This window comes from Planktotalea sp. (assembly GCF_039984035.1).
Taxonomy (GTDB): Bacteria; Pseudomonadota; Alphaproteobacteria; order Rhodobacterales; family Rhodobacteraceae; genus Planktotalea.
On record NZ_JBDWVM010000351.1, the window covers coordinates 1 to 14,497 of the forward strand.

The window sequence follows — 14,497 nt, forward strand, 5'->3', positions numbered from 1 at the left end:
GATGATCTCTTTCATCTTCTTTTCGATCACGCCGAGGTCTTCGGGTGTGAACGGCTCTTTGCGATCAAAGTCATAGTACCAACCGTCTTTAATGACTGGGCCGATGGTGACTTTGACATCTGGCCAAATGTCTTGGACAGCGCGGGCCATGATGTGCGCAAGATCATGACGCACCAACTCAAGCGCTGGTTCTTGATCTTTCATGGTGTTGATCGCGATGGAACTGTCAGTCTCGATTGGCCATTGCAGGTCCCAGTGGGCGCCGTTTACCGTCGCAGAAATTGCTTTCTTGCGAAGTGAGCTGGAAATGTCAGCTGCAACTTCAAGCGCAGTGATGCCAGCATCATATTGACGCGCGTTACCATCGGGGAATGTCAGGGAGATTTGGGCCATCTTGGGGCTCCTCGTCAGTTTGGCGCCTACGAAGCGCCCGGTTGCGGGTTATGTTGTTCTGGCGCGTATATGACGAGGCGCAGAGTCTGCGTCAAGGCAGTGATTTAGCTGAGCTGACTGAACCGAAAAGAAAAATTGAGACTGTTGTCGCGAACCATCGATGCTTCTTTGAAACCTCTGCGATAAAAGCGACTGAGTGAAGGATTACGCAAGGATGGACTTGCGAGCAGAGGTTACAGACCGCATGATCCGGCAAAAGGTATAAAAGGAGCGTAATATGTCTGTTTTGCAAACGGCGCAGGGGCGGCAGATCGCTTATGAAAAGACCGAAGGAACAGGCCCAACGGTCGTTTTCCTCGGTGGCCTGAAATCGGACATGCAGGGCACCAAGGCTATTCATCTTGAAGACTGGGCAATCGCAAAGGGGCGCGCCTTCTTGCGCTTTGATTACTCAGGGCATGGCGACAGTTCTGGTGAATTCACCGATGGTTGCATCGGTGATTGGGCCGAAGATACAGCTGCGATTTTGGAGGCCGTTACAGAAGGGCCGCTTTTGTTGGTAGGTTCGTCGATGGGCGGATGGCAATCGCTGCTGGCGGCAAAACGCATGCCAGATCGGATCATGGGCCTCGTGACGATTGCGGCTGCGCCCGACTTTACAGAAGATTCCATGTGGGCTGGGTTTAGCGACGCCCAAAAAACAGAGATGGAGAGCAAAGGCAGTGTTGCGCTCCCATCTGAATATGGGGAACCTTACGTGATCACCAAACGGATGATCGAAGATGGGCGCGATCAATTGGTCTTAAGAGAGCCTTTGGAGCTCCCGTTCCCGACGCGGTTTTTACAAGGAACTGCCGATGAGGACGTAGATATGTCCGTCGCGCTGCGGTTGCTGAAACATGCGAGCGGATCGGATATCCGATTGACGCTTGTGGATGGCGCGGATCATCGTTTTTCAGACAACGCCTGCCTCGCATTGATTGAGCAATCCGTTGAAGACGTTCTTATCGCAGGGGAGACAGAATAATGCGTGCAGCTTTGAAGTGGATTGGGCGCTTTGCGCTGCTGATCGTAGTCGCAATCGTTGCGATGTTTGTGTTTGGGCCGCGTGAAAAGGTGGACCTTGAGGTGTCCTTTGATGCCTCAGTGCTTGAAGGTGGGGTTCAGGCGCATTTCGACAAAAGCGAAGCTGCGTTTGATGATATTGTACAGGGCACTGAGAAGCGTGTCGTATGGGCGGGCGCGCCAGAAACGAAAACACCCGTCTCCGTTGTTTATATCCACGGCTACTCTGCGACGTCGGAAGAAATTCGCCCCGTACCAGACATGCTCGCGTCCGCGCTGGGCGCCAATCTTGTGTTTACGCGCCTTCGTGGACACGGGCGGACGGGTCAAGCAATGGCTGAGGTCACTGCAGGGGATTGGATGGTCGACACGCTAGAGGCCCTCGCCGTTGGGCGCGCTGTTGGGGAAAAGGTGATTGTTGTCTCAACGTCCACAGGCGGCACGCTGGTTGCAGCTGCTGCAATGCGCGAAGATGCGATGGAAAATGTGGCAGGCTCGATTTTTGTGTCCCCCAATTTCGCGATCAATTCGCCCGCCGCCGTTATTCTGACATGGCCAGCCGTGCGCTGGTGGGGGCCAATCGTTGCGGGTGCAGAGCGAAGCTTTGAGACACTGAACGAGGGGCATGAGGCCTATTGGACCAATAGCTATCCGACCGTATCCTTGATGCCGATGGCAGCACTGGTCAAAGCGGTGGAAGGTTTGGATTTGGGGCAAGCCAAGGTCCCAGCATTGTTTGTGATCTCGGATCAAGACAAGGTTGTGAGTCCTAGCAAAAACCGAGAAGTCGCTGAGGAATGGGGTGGCCCGAGTACTCTGAAAGTTCTGAACATGGGCGAGAGCGATGACCCCTATCACCATGTGATTGCAGGCGACATCCTATCACCGGGACAAAACAATGTTGCAGCAGATGCGATGCTGGATTGGGCCAACAGCGTGCTTGGGCAATAAACGCGGCACACTCAAAGAGGGGCATGAAATGGAACAACGGATCAGTTTGATCACTTTGGGGGTGCGCGATGTGGATCGTTTAACCGCTTTTTATGATGCGCTGGGCTGGAGCCGCGTCGATACGCAAGATGGCGTGATCGCTTATGATCTGATTGGGCAGACGTTGGGCCTTTATCCTTTGGAGAAGCTGGCAGAAGATATCGGCTTGGATGTTGCAGAGCTTGCGGCAGGACGATCCACCCTCGGGTACAATTGCCGTGAGAAATCTGAGGTGGGCGATGTGCTTGCCGCTGCCGAAACAGCCGGTGCGCGTCTATTAAAGCCCGCAACAGATGTGTTTTGGGGTGGCCATCACGGGTATTTCGCTGACCCTGACGGTCACATTTGGGAAGTTGCTCACAATCCGTTTTCTCCGCTGCGCGAAGACGGCGCCTTTCGCTGGAACGGTCACGGCTGATGCGCCGACCCGCTTCAATGTGGTCACTTGAGACCCTTGGGCGGGTGCGGCTGTCGAAGTACTTCTATATGCGCGAATTTCTGTATTCGGAAATTGGCAATATGCATCAGCTGCAAAATATTCCTGACATTCCTGATCTTGCGATTGAGCGGGGCACGGCGCTTTGCACAGAGTTACTTGACCCATTGGAAGAAACATTCGGGCGCGTCGCGGTGCGATCGGGCTATCGTTCTTCAACGCTGAATCGTTTTGGCAACGAGAACCGTTTGAATTGCGCGCGCAATGACTATCCTTTGGAATGTCATATCTGGGATTTGCCCGACGTCGAAATTGCAGGCGCTTCGATTGTTATCCCTTGGTTCGCAGACCACTATGAGAAGGGGCGCGATTGGCGTGACTTGGCCTATTGGCTCCACGATCATCTCCCCTTTGCGGAGGCGTGGTTCTTCCCCAAACTTTGCGCGTTTAATCTGTCTTGGCGGCCAACAACGCCGCGTCGGATCGATAGCTACATTGCGCCAAAAGGAACTTTGGTAAAGGCGAACGCCGAACCAGAAGAGCCGCTGGTGCTGCGCAAAAAGCGCTATGCTGATTTTCCGCCCTTCAGAGGGCAGCGCGTGCGTTAAACAACTTGCACCTTCGCGACGATCTGATCACTTTACGTCAACGCTGAAAGTGAGAGTTGTTGGATGAAAGAGCCGGTCGTCTTTTTGCCAGAAATGATGTGCGATGCGCGATTGTTCGGACCGCAAATTGCTGAATTTTCCGCTGATCGGGCCGTGATGTATGCGCCAATCTCGCAAGGTGAACGGATTGAAGAGATGGCCTCGGATATCCTAGGGGCTTTACCTGCAAAATTCGCGCTGGCTGGCCTAGGTATGGGGGGATTGGTCGCGATGGAAATCCTGCGCCGCAGCCCAGAGCGCGTCACAAGGATTGCTTTGATTGATACCAACCCCTTGCCGGAAACACCGCAAGACGCAGCCGCGCGGGAAGTGCAGATCATAAGTGCACGCGCGGGTCGTCTAGGGGATGCGATGCGCGAGGTGATGAAGCCAAGTTATTTTGCGCCAACTCCGCAACGCAGTGAAGTCATGGGGCTAGTGATGGATATGGCTGAAACAATGGGGCCTGAGGTGTTCGTGCGCCAAACGCGCGCGCTTCAACGACAACGCGATCAGCAATCCACATTGCGAAGATGCAAAGTGCCGGCACTGGTGATGTGCGGGGAATACGATGCGCTTTGCCCAGTGAAGCGGCACGCGTTTATGGCGGAATTGATCCCATATGCGGAACTGAAAGTGATTTCGAACGCGGGGCATTTGCCGACTATCGAAAACCCGGGCGCAACAACTGAGGCGCTTTATAGCTGGCTCGCGCAACCTTTCGTTCTGCAATAGAAAACCGCGCCTGAGGGATCAGACGCGGCATGATTGGAGTGAAACGTTTGGACGTTACTCCATCGCTTCCAATTCATCGATCAAATCGGAAATCATCGACAGGCCTTTGTCCCAGAATGTCGGGTCGGACGCATCAAGGCCGAATGGCGCAAGCAGTTCTTTGTGATGCTTGGAACCGCCCGCTTTGAGCATATCGAAGTACTTTTCTTCAAATCCTTCGCCGCCCTCGCGGTACACAGCATAGAGCGCGTTTACGAGGCCGTCACCAAAGGCGTAAGCGTAGACGTAGAACGGTGAATGCACAAAGTGCGGGATGTAGGCCCAGAAGGTTTCATAACCTTCCATGAAGTCGAAAGCATCGCCGAGGCTTTCGGCCTGCACGCTCATCCAAAGGGCATTGATGTCTTCTGGTGTTAGTTCACCACCGCGACGCGCCTCATGGAGTTTGCACTCAAAGTCATAAAACGCGATTTGGCGTACGACCGTGTTGATCATGTCTTCGACTTTACCGGCGAGCAGAATTTTACGCTCCGCCTGCGTTTCAGCCTTTTCCAGCATTTTTTGGAAGGTGAGCATTTCGCCAAAGACACTGGCGGTTTCCGCTAAGGTCAGCGGCGTGGAAGACAGCATTTCGCCTTGGCCAGCGGCCAAAACTTGGTGAACGCCATGCCCAAGCTCATGCGCGAGGGTCATCACATCACGCGGTTTGCCAAGGTAGTTGAGCATCACATAGGGGTGCACATCCGTCACCGTTGGGTGCGCAAAGGCACCTGGCGCTTTGCCGGGTTTCACGCCTGCATCAATCCAGCCATCCTTGAAGAAGGGTGTTGCGATTTCGCCCATGCGCGGATCAAAGGCGTTGTAGGCGTCCATGACCGTCTTTTCCGCATCGGCCCAGCTGACGACCTTGGTATCTTCCATCGGCAGGGGAGCGTTGCGATCCCACACTTCCATGCGATCAAGGCCGAGCCAGCCGCGTTTCATCTCATAATAGCGGTGCGACAGCTTGGGGTAGGCTTTGACAACAGCGGTGCGCAGCGCCTCAACCACTTCAGGTTCAACGTGGTTGCTGAGATGACGGCCCGTTTGCGCCGTTTCCATACCGCGCCAGCGGTCGATGATCTCTTTTTCCTTGGCTTGCGTGTTGTGCACGCGGGCAAAGGTTTTGATGTTCTCACCCAGAACGCGGGCTACTTCGCGGCTGGCCGCTTCGCGTTTGGAACGGTCCTGTTCCGTTAGCAGGTTCAGCGTACCTTCAATGTTCAGCGTCTCGCCGTTCACGTTGAAGCTGAGACCGGCAATCGTTTCATCGAACATGCGTTCCCAAGCGTCACCAACAACGCCGAGATCATGTAGGAATTTTTCAAGCTCATCGCTCAGTTGATAGGGCTTCATTGCGCGAATTCGTTCGAACACAGGCTTGTAGCGTGCAAGATCGGCATTGGATGCGAAATGTGCAGCTAGTGCGTCGTCGTCGAGGCGGTTTAGCTCAAGCGTGAAAAACACCAATGGGGTCGTAAAGTTGGTGATCTTTTCCTGCATGTCGGACATGAATTTCGCGCGGTCCGCGTCGGTTGTAAGCTGGTAATAGCGCAGACCCGCAAAGGACATGATACGCCCCGCGACGCCATTGATGCGCTCATTGCGCAGCACACAATCAAGCATGCCTGCAGCATCCAGATCAGCGAGCTTGCCCTCGAAATCACGGGCAAAGCTGGCGCAGGCCTCTTCTAGCCAATCAAGATCACGTTTGAGTTCTGGCGCGTCTTCACTGGTGTAAAGATCACTTAGATCCCATTCGGGCAAATCGCCGAAACTATCGGAACCGCCACCAGCATTGGCGTCGCGCACGGGAAAGGGGAGTTGGAGCATCGAAAAACCTCATATCTCTTTGCGCATTAACCTATGCAGCCTAATGCCGAGTTAAAAGGCGTAAAGTACAAACTCCCCGCTCACGAGGTTGCGATCTAAGGGGTGATTTAGAGAGCGTCGACGAAAGCGATGCTTTCCGACACCAAACGCGCGCGAATGTCGGGCACTTCGATAAAACCTTCGTGCTCACCATCTTGGATAATTGACAACGCGCCATTGCTCCAACGCGCCATTCTGGAATGGATTGCTTTGGGATCGACGATGCGTTCATTGGTTCCCAGAAACGTCAGGGCAGGGAGCTGAGGGGTGTCTTCGCGTTGAAGCGCTGCGCATTCGTCGGTTGCCATGCGCACCCAATCATAGCTTGGCCCGCCTAGCTCCAAGCCCGGCACTGATGAAATCTGAGACTTCATCTTGTCCCACATGCTGCGATCGGTTGTGATTTTGTTGTCTTCAAATGGATCGCTCAGCATGAAGCTGCGTTCTTGCACACTCGGTACCAATGCGCCGCCTTTACCGATGGCGCGTGCGATACGTGCCAGGGCCCATGCAATCGGTCGCAATACTGGGTTCATTTCGATACCCCACATCGGGGCAGAGAATATGACGCCTTTGACAGGAATGCCGTTTACCAACGTCCGAAGACCGATGCAGCCGCCCATCGAATGGGCAACAAGTGCGTGCGCGGGGGGCAGGCCTTCATTCGCTACAGCCTCAAGAAAGACGTCTACGTCTTTCTGATAATCGCTAAAATCGCCCACATGGCCACGATGGGGGTGGTCCATCGTACGATCAGATAGGCCCTGACCGCGCCAATCAAGGCTTGCTACAGCGTAACCTGCTTTGTTGAACTCCGCAGCGACATGCGCATATTTCTCAATATACTCTGTGCGTCCGGTGAAAATAAGGATCGTTTTCGTGGCACCCTCTAGCGGCCACAACCCGATCCGAAGACGCACCCCATCTGATGCTTTTCGCCAAACAGCATAGCCGCTCGCGGGCCCATCGCAGATTTCTGCGTGATAAGGTGCGTCACTCATTTTTAGTCCGTTCTTAAGTCTTAGCTTAGGACGGCGCCCAGCTTCATGGCCATGCCCATGTCGCCATCAACAGCCAATTTGCCTGTCATAAACGCGGTCGTTGAATTTAATTCGCCATCAAGGATGGCCTGAAATGTTTCGGCGTCCGCAGTCAGCGTTACATCCGCGTCATCGTCTGATGCGCTTGCACCGTCGGAATCGATGCGCACTGCGCCTTCGCCTTCAATCTGAAATTTCGCGCTTCCGTCAAAGTCAGCGCCATCAAGTTTTTCGTTCATTGCTGCAACAGCTGCATTTACAATATCGCTCATCGTGCTCTCCGCTTCGTTATCTCATCGTATCTGGCATATTGCCGAACATACGCTACACTACCTTATATGAGAGCGTTTATCCTATCTGGCAAACCTTACCTTGCGGAAGAGTTACGTAAACTTACCGCTGCCGCATTCCTAGCGATAGTGGTGATTTCCTTACCTTATCCTGCGACGCTGTATGCTCAAGAGGGAAGCGCACCAAATAAAGCAGAAATCGACACAGCCGTCTTGCTGGATCAATTGCGCGGTGCAAATGCAGGCGAGGCCGAGAAAATTGCCCGTGATATCAAACGAAGTTGGTCACGCTCCGGTTCTGCTTCTGCGGATTTGCTGTTAAAGCGGGGGCGCGATGCGCTGCAAGCGAAGAAACCAAAGATCGCGGTTGAACATTTGACGGCTCTCATTGATCACGCCCCTGATTTTGCAGAAGGCTGGCACATGCGCGCCAGTGCCTATTACCAGCAACGTCTTTACGGGCCTGCTGTTGAAGACTTGGCAAATGTGCTTGCTCTAAACCCCAATCATTTTGATGCGTTGCAAGGGCTTGGCGCAGTATTTGAGCAACTCGGCGATTCAAAGCGGGCCTATGAGGTCTATGAGAAAGTTCTCACTATACATCCGCACCACGGCGACGTACTCGAAGCGATGGAGCGATTGGACAAAAAAGTGAACGGTCCAGCGCTATAAGAAGATTGGGTTAAGGGCACGAAAATGGCCGCGCAGTCACGTATCATCGCGGTTCTTGGGCCGACAAACACGGGCAAAACCACATATGCGATAGAGCGTATGTTAGGGCATCGTACGGGTGTCATTGGTTTGCCGCTTCGCCTGCTTGCGCGTGAAGTCTATGACCGTATCGTCGCCATCCGCGGACCTTCCGTCGTTGCGCTGGTCACCGGCGAAGAGCGCATTGTGCCACCGCGTACGCAATATTGGGTCTGTACTGTCGAAGCGATGCCCCAAGGCATGGGATGTGATTTCCTTGCTGTCGATGAAATCCAGCTCTGTGATGATCCTGAACGCGGTCACGTCTTTACAGACCGTTTGTTGCATGCACGCGGGACGCAAGAAACGTTGTTTATGGGCGCGGATACGATGCGCACACCCATCGCTTCACTGATTCCCGAAGCACAATTCATTGCCCGCGAGCGGATGAGCCAGCTGGCATACGCTGGCGCAAGCAAGATTTCGCGCATGCGTCCGCGCAGTGCGATCGTCGGGTTCTCCGTCGAAAATGTCTACGCCATTGCCGAATTGATCCGCCGTCAAAAGGGCGGCGCTGCGGTTGTGATGGGCGCACTTAGTCCGCGCACGCGCAACGCCCAAGTTGAGATGTATCAAAACGGCGATGTGGATTTTCTTGTGGCGACCGATGCGATTGGCATGGGGCTCAATCTTGATATCGATCACATCGCGTTTTCATCACTGGTCAAGTTCGATGGTAACCGCATGCGACCGCTCATGGCGAACGAACTGGGGCAGATTGCAGGGCGCGCTGGGCGCGGTATGAAAAGCGGCACATTTGGGGTGACGGGGGAAGCGCCGCCGCTCGATGATGAACTTGCCCGCGCGATTACAGATCACCGTTTTCACCCTGTGGGTAAACTACAATGGCGCAATCCCAAGCTGCAAATGGGGCGGCTTGATGCGCTGATTGCTTCCCTCGAACAGCCCAGCCATGACCAGCGTTTGATCAAGTCCCGCGAAGCGGATGATTTGCGTGCGCTCAAGGCTTTGGCCGAACAGGCCGAAGTTGCTGCGCGCGCCACCGATAGCGCATCGGTCAAACTACTTTGGGACGTTTGCCGCATTCCCGATTTCAGAGGCATCAGCAACGCAGAGCATGCCCATCTGCTCGAGACGATTTTCAACTTCGTGCATGAAAGCGGACGCATCCCGAATGACTGGCTCGCGCGGCAAATAAAACGCATTGATCGCAGTGACGGTGACATTGACACATTGTCGAAACGCTTAGCGTTTATCCGCACTTGGACCTATGTGTCGCAACGCTCTGGGTGGCTAGATGACGAAAATGATTGGCGTTCCCAGACTCGCGCTGTAGAAGATCGCTTGTCAGATGCGCTGCACGAGCGATTGACGCAAAGATTTGTGGACCGGCGCACATCCGTGCTTTTGCGCCGGCTCAAACAAAAGGAGGCCCTTTTGGCCGAAGTAAACGATAAAGGTGAAGTGACCGTCGAAGGTGAATTCGTGGGTCGCTTGGAAGGTTTCCGTTTCTCGCAGGATAAATCCGCGAGTGGAAATGAAGCGAAAACACTGCGCGCGGCCTCTGTCGCTGCGCTGACCCCGCATTTTCATTTGCGCGCGGATCGCTTCTATAATGCGCCAGATACAGAAATTGATTTTACCGAACAGGGCGGCCTGATGTGGGGCGAATATGCTGTCGGTAAATTGGTTGCAGGCGCGGAAGCGCTGAAACCACAGGTGCAGGCCTTTGTTGATGACGAAGCGGGCGCAGATGTTGCTGAAAAAGTGACGCGCCGTTTGCAGCATTTCATTGACCGCAAAATAGCGCTGCACATGGAGCCTTTGTTGAACCTACAACGTGATGAAGCGTTGTCCGGCATTGCTCGCGGTTTTGGTTTCCGCCTTATCGAAGGTCTGGGTCTTATTGTACGCTCTGACGTTGCCGAAGACGTCAAAGCCCTTGATCAGGATGCACGCGGCGCTCTGCGCAAGCATGGTATCCGTTTTGGTCAGTTCACGATCTTTATGCCGTTGCTCTTGAAGCCTGCTCCGACGCGTTTGCGTCTTGTGCTGTGGTCATTGGCCGCTGGGCATCAAGAATTCGCAGAATCGCCACCTCCTGGTTTGGTGACAGTGCCATCTGATGAGCACGCGCCCGAAGGTTATCATTTGATGTCCGGCTACCGCGCTGCAGGCGCGCGCGCTATTCGCATCGATATGTTGGAACGCCTCGCCGATATGCTGCGCACAGAAGACAGTCGCGGTGGATTTGAAGCCAAGGCTGATATGTTGTCCATCACAGGCATGACACTGGAGCAATTCGCTGATCTGATGCAGGGTCTGGGCTACAAAGCTGAAAAAGGTGAGCGCGTTAAGGTTAAGGCCGCGTCTGCATCTGTTGAGGCTGCAAAAGTTGATGAGGCTGCCGCACCTGAAGCCGCTGTGGAAGAGGCGAAGGTTGAAGAACCAGCTGCTGTAGACGCTGAAGCAAAAGCAGACGAGCCTGCCGAGATGGAGGTTTTCTATAGCTTTACTTGGGGCCGTGCGCGCCAACAAAAGCATGGTGACAGCCGTCCGCGCAAGCAAGGTGGCGCACCCAAGGGCAAAGGCAAACCACGTGGCGGCAAACCGCAAGGCGGTGGCAACAAAGCAAAGAACTATTCTGCGCGCCCGCCTAAAGCAGAAAAGAAAATCGATCCGGATAACCCATTTGCAGCTGCATTGATGGGTCTTGCGAAAAAGTGAGCGAACCCGCGAGCAAATTGCGCGCGGATAAATGGCTTTGGCAGGCGCGGTTCTTTAAGACCCGTAGCCTGTCAGCCAAGCTCATCACCGGAAGTCATCTGCGCATAAATAGTGACAAAGTGGTGAAAGCATCGGCAACGGTTAAAGTTGGCGACGTGCTGACCTTCCCCCAAGCCAATCAAATTCGCGTTATCCAAGTGGACGGTATCGGCACGCGCCGAGGCCCTGCAACAGAGGCGCAGACCCTATATACAGACCTAAGCCCGCACGAACCGCGCGATTTGGGCAAGCCTTTCGCAGAACGTGGAGGGCGACCGAGCAAGGCAGAACGCCGCATTGGTCAGCAAATCAAGCGCGGGGAGCTTGAATGATTGCTCAGGTTGGATTAGCTAACCGACAATCTCAACTGAGGCACGTTCCATGACCTATATCGTTAACGATGCTTGCATCGCCTGCAAATACACTGACTGCGTAGAAGTTTGTCCCGTAGATTGTTTCTATGAGGGTGAAAACATGTTGGTGATTCATCCTGATGAATGCATCGATTGCGGTGTATGTGAACCAGAATGCCCAGCAGATGCGATCCGTCCTGATACAGAGCCTGACATGGAAAAATGGGTTGAGTTCAACCGTAAGTATTCCGAAATGTGGCCTGTTATCATCACCAAGAAAGACGAATTGCCAGAAGCGGCAGAGCGTGATGGTGAAGAAGGTAAGCTCGAGAAGTACTTTTCTGAAAAACCAGGTGAAGGCGGCTGATTCAGTCGAATCACTTTTGGATGAAGATGAAGGCGCCGATTGGCGCCTTTTTTGCATTTGGCCCTTAGCTTATTGGTTGTTTCCTTTTTTCAACCTTTAGGCTTGTTCCTCTAGCGAGGGGGGCAAATTTGTGCTATGAGGCATTCTAAATAATGAATGATTGCCTGACATTGACCCGTTTCAAACCAATTGTGAAATAGCTGAAATGAGATGTAACGCGCTGCGTTTGCGAAAGCTTGCGCGCGCGTTTTGTTGTGTCTGACGATCCTAAGTCCGGTTAGGAACACCTGTATGAGTAAGGCCAAAAACCTTGATTTTCGCACGAGTGAATTCGTTGTGTACCCTGCACATGGCGTTGGCAAAGTCACTGCGATTGAAGAGCAAGAGATCGCTGACGTTAAGCTTGAGCTTTATGTGATCGAATTCGAAAAAGACAAAATGACTTTGCGTGTGCCTACGCAAAAAGCGATTGAAATTGGCATGCGGTCCCTCAGCACGCCTGATGAAGTTGCACATGCGATGAAAACGCTTAAAGGTAAGGCAAAAGTGAAACGCGCGATGTGGTCGCGTCGTGCACAAGAATACGAACAAAAAATCAACTCTGGTGATCTGATTGCGATTGCGGAAGTCGTCCGTGACTTGCACCGCACAGATGATCAGCGCGAGCAAAGCTATTCAGAACGTCAGCTTTATGAAGCTGCTCTGGAACGCTTGACCCGCGAAATCGGTGCAGTGCAGGGCGGCGACGAAGATGCCGCTGCTCGCCAGATTACCGATGTCCTGATGTCCCGCGCGCCGGCTGCTGCATAAGCAGCGCGCGTCTGGGAAAACGAAAGGCCGCGCTTTTGGGAGGAGGCGCGGCCTTTCTGTATCTAATAACTGGCCAATAGGGCCAGAAGCAACGCAATTTCAGTGACTTGCTGCGATGCGCCGCACACATCACCTGTTTGACCGCCCACCTTAACCTTCGCGATGCGCGCGACGACATAGGTCGCGAGCGCACCAATAGCTGCCAAGGCCAACCCATAGAGCGCAAACCCGATGAGTAGAGCGATAACGCCGATGCAGGCGGCCTGTTGCGCAGTTTTACGTGAGATTTTACCGACCGAATGTGACAGCCCCGTTTCTCGGGCATGGGGCAGGGAGGACATCAAGAACGGCATCAAAGCCCGTGACGCCACATGAACGGCAATCAGCGGGATAATCCAATTGTCCATGCGCAAGATTTCCAAGATCGCGCCAAAGCGTAAGGTTTGGGTCATTAGCAATGCAAGAACGCCATAGGTCCCAATCTGGCTGTCCTTCATGATTTTAAGACGCATCGCCGGATCCCAACCGCCCCAAAACCCATCAGCGCAATCTGCAAGCCCGTCCTCGTGCATCGCACCGGTTGCGACAATAGGGATGGCAATGGCGAAAATCGCAGCGCACCAGAGCGGAAGGCCAAGCATCAATGCGACCCCTGCGCTGATGCAAGCAAGTGTGCCGGTGACGATCCCGACAACCGGATAGGCCCAAGCGGCCTGAGCGGCGCGCTCGTATTCAGTCTCTTCGATTTTGATCGGCAAGCGCGTCAAAAGCGACAGCGCGAGGGCGGGATCGCGAATAAGGTCGTTTTGGGTGTTCAAAGTGGTCTTTCCCGTCTTGTCGCTTTGGTTTGTGTCGTTAAACACAGGTGCACTTATGCATACAACGAAAGTCGCAGAAATGACCGCATTTTCTACTTTGACCGAATTCAAAACGTTATTGGCAGATATGCCCGTCGCGGATACCGAAGCGCAAAAAGCCGCTGAAGCGCGCAATGGCCAACTGACAAAACCCCCAGGTGCGTTGGGTCGTCTAGAAGACATTGCGATTTGGTATGGCAGTTGGCGCGGTACAGATCGCCCAAGCGTCGGCAAACGTCAGGTCATCGTTTTTGCGGGAAATCACGGCGTCACTGCGCAGGGCGTTTCGGCCTTTCCAGCGGAAGTAACGGTTCAGATGGTCGCAAACTTTGAACATGGCGGCGCTGCGGTGAACCAATTGAGCCGCGTTGCTGGGGCAGAAATGTCCGTTCACGCGCTGGATCTTGATACGCCGACACAGGATTTCACCAAAGAAGCGGCGATGAGCGAAGATGACGTCGTCTTGGCGTTGCTCACGGGCTGGAACGCCGTTGACGCGGACACGGAATTGCTCGTGGTTGGTGAGATGGGCATTGGCAACACCACCTCTGCCGCGGCCATTGCGACGGCCTTGTTCGGCGGTGCTGCCTCTGATTGGACAGGTCGCGGCACGGGTGTTGACGATGCAGGTCTCGATATCAAAACCCGTGTTGTGGCCGAGGGCGTCGCTTTGCATGCGGGCGCTGATGCGCTCAACGTGTTGCGTTGCCTTGGTGGGCGCGAGCTTGCTGCGATGGCAGGGGCGATCGCGCGTGCGCGCAACTTGCGCATTCCTGTGATCCTTGATGGGTTTATCTGCACAGCCGCAGCGGCCTGCCTCGCCTGCGCGCAAGACGGCGCGCTTGATCACGTCGTCGCGGGCCACCTGAGCCAAGAAGGTGCGCATGGCAAAATGCTGAGCGAACTCGGGAAAGAACCACTGTTGTCACTCGATATGCGCCTCGGCGAAGGATCGGGCGCAACCCTGGCGATCAACATTCTTGTTGCTGCCGTTGAGTGCCATTCTGGCATGGCTACCTTTGCCGAAGCGGGAGTCGCGGCAGGTTAATCGTCGCTTTTGCGTTTTTCTAAGATCGTCAAGAGCGAGGCTTCCAAGTCTCGCTCCAACTCTTTTGCACGTGCAATA

Annotated in this window: 16 protein-coding genes; 11 read left to right on the forward strand and 5 right to left on the reverse strand. The window is 54.1% G+C overall.

From position 1 onward, the window contains the following. A partial coding sequence (locus ABJQ89_RS15730) for a TGS domain-containing protein (RefSeq protein ID WP_348497112.1) occupies positions 1 to 393 on the reverse strand: 393 nt, incomplete at its 3' end. Positions 394 to 670: 277 nt separating this feature from the next. Here ABJQ89_RS15730 and ABJQ89_RS15735 point away from each other — a divergent pair. The 5 genes from ABJQ89_RS15735 to ABJQ89_RS15755 all read left to right on the forward strand — a co-directional run bounded on the left by ABJQ89_RS15735 (position 671) and on the right by ABJQ89_RS15755 (position 4,266). Then, a complete protein-coding gene (locus ABJQ89_RS15735) occupies positions 671 to 1,420 on the forward strand; it encodes an alpha/beta hydrolase (protein WP_348497113.1) in 750 nt (249 codons plus the stop codon). Beyond that, complete coding sequence (locus tag ABJQ89_RS15740; RefSeq protein ID WP_348497114.1) at positions 1,420 to 2,409, forward strand: alpha/beta fold hydrolase; 990 nt, start codon at positions 1,420 to 1,422, stop codon at positions 2,407 to 2,409. The genes ABJQ89_RS15735 and ABJQ89_RS15740 overlap by 1 nt, the downstream gene beginning before the upstream one ends. A gap of 28 nt (positions 2,410 to 2,437) precedes the next feature. Further along, entirely contained in the window at positions 2,438 to 2,866 is a 429-nt protein-coding gene (locus ABJQ89_RS15745) for a VOC family protein (protein WP_348497115.1), read from the forward strand. Between the two features lie 17 nt (positions 2,867 to 2,883). Further along, the gene (locus ABJQ89_RS15750; protein WP_348497127.1) at positions 2,884 to 3,492 is read left to right on the forward strand and encodes a hypothetical protein; all 609 of its coding nucleotides are present in this window, start codon (positions 2,884 to 2,886) and stop codon (positions 3,490 to 3,492) included. Between the two features lie 63 nt (positions 3,493 to 3,555). Beyond that, positions 3,556 to 4,266, forward strand: coding sequence for an alpha/beta hydrolase (locus ABJQ89_RS15755; RefSeq protein WP_348497116.1), 711 nt, complete (start codon positions 3,556 to 3,558; stop codon positions 4,264 to 4,266). 54 nt (positions 4,267 to 4,320) lie between these two features. Here ABJQ89_RS15755 and ABJQ89_RS15760 read toward each other — a convergent pair whose 3' ends face one another. From ABJQ89_RS15760 to ABJQ89_RS15770, 3 genes are all read right to left on the reverse strand, one after another. Beyond that, on the reverse strand, positions 4,321 to 6,138 hold the full coding sequence (locus ABJQ89_RS15760) for a M3 family oligoendopeptidase (RefSeq protein ID WP_348497117.1): 1,818 nt from the start codon (positions 6,136 to 6,138) through the stop codon (positions 4,321 to 4,323). A 107-nt stretch (positions 6,139 to 6,245) separates the two neighbouring features. Next, entirely contained in the window at positions 6,246 to 7,178 is a 933-nt protein-coding gene (locus ABJQ89_RS15765; RefSeq protein ID WP_348497118.1) for an alpha/beta hydrolase, read from the reverse strand. Between the two features lie 20 nt (positions 7,179 to 7,198). Next, the gene (locus tag ABJQ89_RS15770) at positions 7,199 to 7,489 is read right to left on the reverse strand and encodes an SCP2 sterol-binding domain-containing protein (protein WP_348497119.1); all 291 of its coding nucleotides are present in this window, start codon (positions 7,487 to 7,489) and stop codon (positions 7,199 to 7,201) included. Positions 7,490 to 7,555: 66 nt separating this feature from the next. On the opposite strand from ABJQ89_RS15770, the gene ABJQ89_RS15775 reads away from it, so the two are divergent. From ABJQ89_RS15775 to ABJQ89_RS15795, 5 genes are all read left to right on the forward strand, one after another. Continuing rightward, the gene (locus ABJQ89_RS15775) at positions 7,556 to 8,179 is read left to right on the forward strand and encodes a tetratricopeptide repeat protein (RefSeq protein WP_348497120.1); all 624 of its coding nucleotides are present in this window, start codon (positions 7,556 to 7,558) and stop codon (positions 8,177 to 8,179) included. Positions 8,180 to 8,203: 24 nt separating this feature from the next. Then, a complete protein-coding gene (locus ABJQ89_RS15780; protein ID WP_348497121.1) occupies positions 8,204 to 10,945 on the forward strand; it encodes a helicase-related protein in 2,742 nt (913 codons plus the stop codon). Next, on the forward strand, positions 10,942 to 11,316 hold the full coding sequence (locus ABJQ89_RS15785; protein WP_348497122.1) for an RNA-binding S4 domain-containing protein: 375 nt from the start codon (positions 10,942 to 10,944) through the stop codon (positions 11,314 to 11,316). Before ABJQ89_RS15780 ends, ABJQ89_RS15785 begins: the two co-directional genes overlap by 4 nt. Before the next feature lie 49 nt (positions 11,317 to 11,365). Continuing rightward, on the forward strand, positions 11,366 to 11,704 hold the full coding sequence (gene fdxA / locus ABJQ89_RS15790; RefSeq protein WP_348497123.1) for a ferredoxin FdxA: 339 nt from the start codon (positions 11,366 to 11,368) through the stop codon (positions 11,702 to 11,704). 291 nt (positions 11,705 to 11,995) lie between these two features. Then, positions 11,996 to 12,514, forward strand: a complete 519-nt coding sequence (locus ABJQ89_RS15795) for a CarD family transcriptional regulator (protein WP_348497124.1) — start codon at positions 11,996 to 11,998, stop codon at positions 12,512 to 12,514. Between the two features lie 62 nt (positions 12,515 to 12,576). On the opposite strand, the gene cobS is transcribed toward ABJQ89_RS15795, so the two are convergent. Further along, the gene (cobS, locus tag ABJQ89_RS15800) at positions 12,577 to 13,377 is read right to left on the reverse strand and encodes an adenosylcobinamide-GDP ribazoletransferase (RefSeq protein WP_348497125.1); all 801 of its coding nucleotides are present in this window, start codon (positions 13,375 to 13,377) and stop codon (positions 12,577 to 12,579) included. A gap of 10 nt (positions 13,378 to 13,387) precedes the next feature. Here cobS and cobT point away from each other — a divergent pair, with 10 nt between their 5' ends. Beyond that, positions 13,388 to 14,419 carry a nicotinate-nucleotide--dimethylbenzimidazole phosphoribosyltransferase gene (gene cobT / locus ABJQ89_RS15805; RefSeq protein WP_348497126.1) on the forward strand — a complete coding sequence of 344 codons (1,032 nt, stop codon included), beginning with the start codon at positions 13,388 to 13,390 and terminating at the stop codon, positions 14,417 to 14,419. Positions 14,420 to 14,497 lie beyond the last annotated feature (78 nt).

What these genes read in the sequence shown, in the direction of transcription:
- ABJQ89_RS15740 (WP_348497114.1), top strand. Translation starts at nt 1,420, where the DNA reads ATGCGTGCAGCTTTGAAGTGGATTGGGCGCTTTGCGCTGCTGATCGTA.
- cobT (WP_348497126.1), top strand. Translation starts at nt 13,388, where the DNA reads ATGCATACAACGAAAGTCGCAGAAATGACCGCATTTTCTACTTTGACC.
- ABJQ89_RS15795 (WP_348497124.1), top strand. Translation starts at nt 11,996, where the DNA reads ATGAGTAAGGCCAAAAACCTTGATTTTCGCACGAGTGAATTCGTTGTG.
- ABJQ89_RS15780 (WP_348497121.1), top strand. Translation starts at nt 8,204, where the DNA reads ATGGCCGCGCAGTCACGTATCATCGCGGTTCTTGGGCCGACAAACACG.
- ABJQ89_RS15765 (WP_348497118.1), bottom strand. Translation starts at nt 7,178, where the DNA reads ATGAGTGACGCACCTTATCACGCAGAAATCTGCGATGGGCCCGCGAGC.
- ABJQ89_RS15755 (WP_348497116.1), top strand. Translation starts at nt 3,556, where the DNA reads ATGAAAGAGCCGGTCGTCTTTTTGCCAGAAATGATGTGCGATGCGCGA.
- ABJQ89_RS15760 (WP_348497117.1), bottom strand. Translation starts at nt 6,138, where the DNA reads ATGCTCCAACTCCCCTTTCCCGTGCGCGACGCCAATGCTGGTGGCGGT.
- ABJQ89_RS15750 (WP_348497127.1), top strand. Translation starts at nt 2,884, where the DNA reads ATGTGGTCACTTGAGACCCTTGGGCGGGTGCGGCTGTCGAAGTACTTC.
- ABJQ89_RS15775 (WP_348497120.1), top strand. Translation starts at nt 7,556, where the DNA reads ATGAGAGCGTTTATCCTATCTGGCAAACCTTACCTTGCGGAAGAGTTA.
- ABJQ89_RS15745 (WP_348497115.1), top strand. Translation starts at nt 2,438, where the DNA reads ATGGAACAACGGATCAGTTTGATCACTTTGGGGGTGCGCGATGTGGAT.
- ABJQ89_RS15735 (WP_348497113.1), top strand. Translation starts at nt 671, where the DNA reads ATGTCTGTTTTGCAAACGGCGCAGGGGCGGCAGATCGCTTATGAAAAG.
- ABJQ89_RS15770 (WP_348497119.1), bottom strand. Translation starts at nt 7,489, where the DNA reads ATGAGCGATATTGTAAATGCAGCTGTTGCAGCAATGAACGAAAAACTT.
- fdxA (WP_348497123.1), top strand. Translation starts at nt 11,366, where the DNA reads ATGACCTATATCGTTAACGATGCTTGCATCGCCTGCAAATACACTGAC.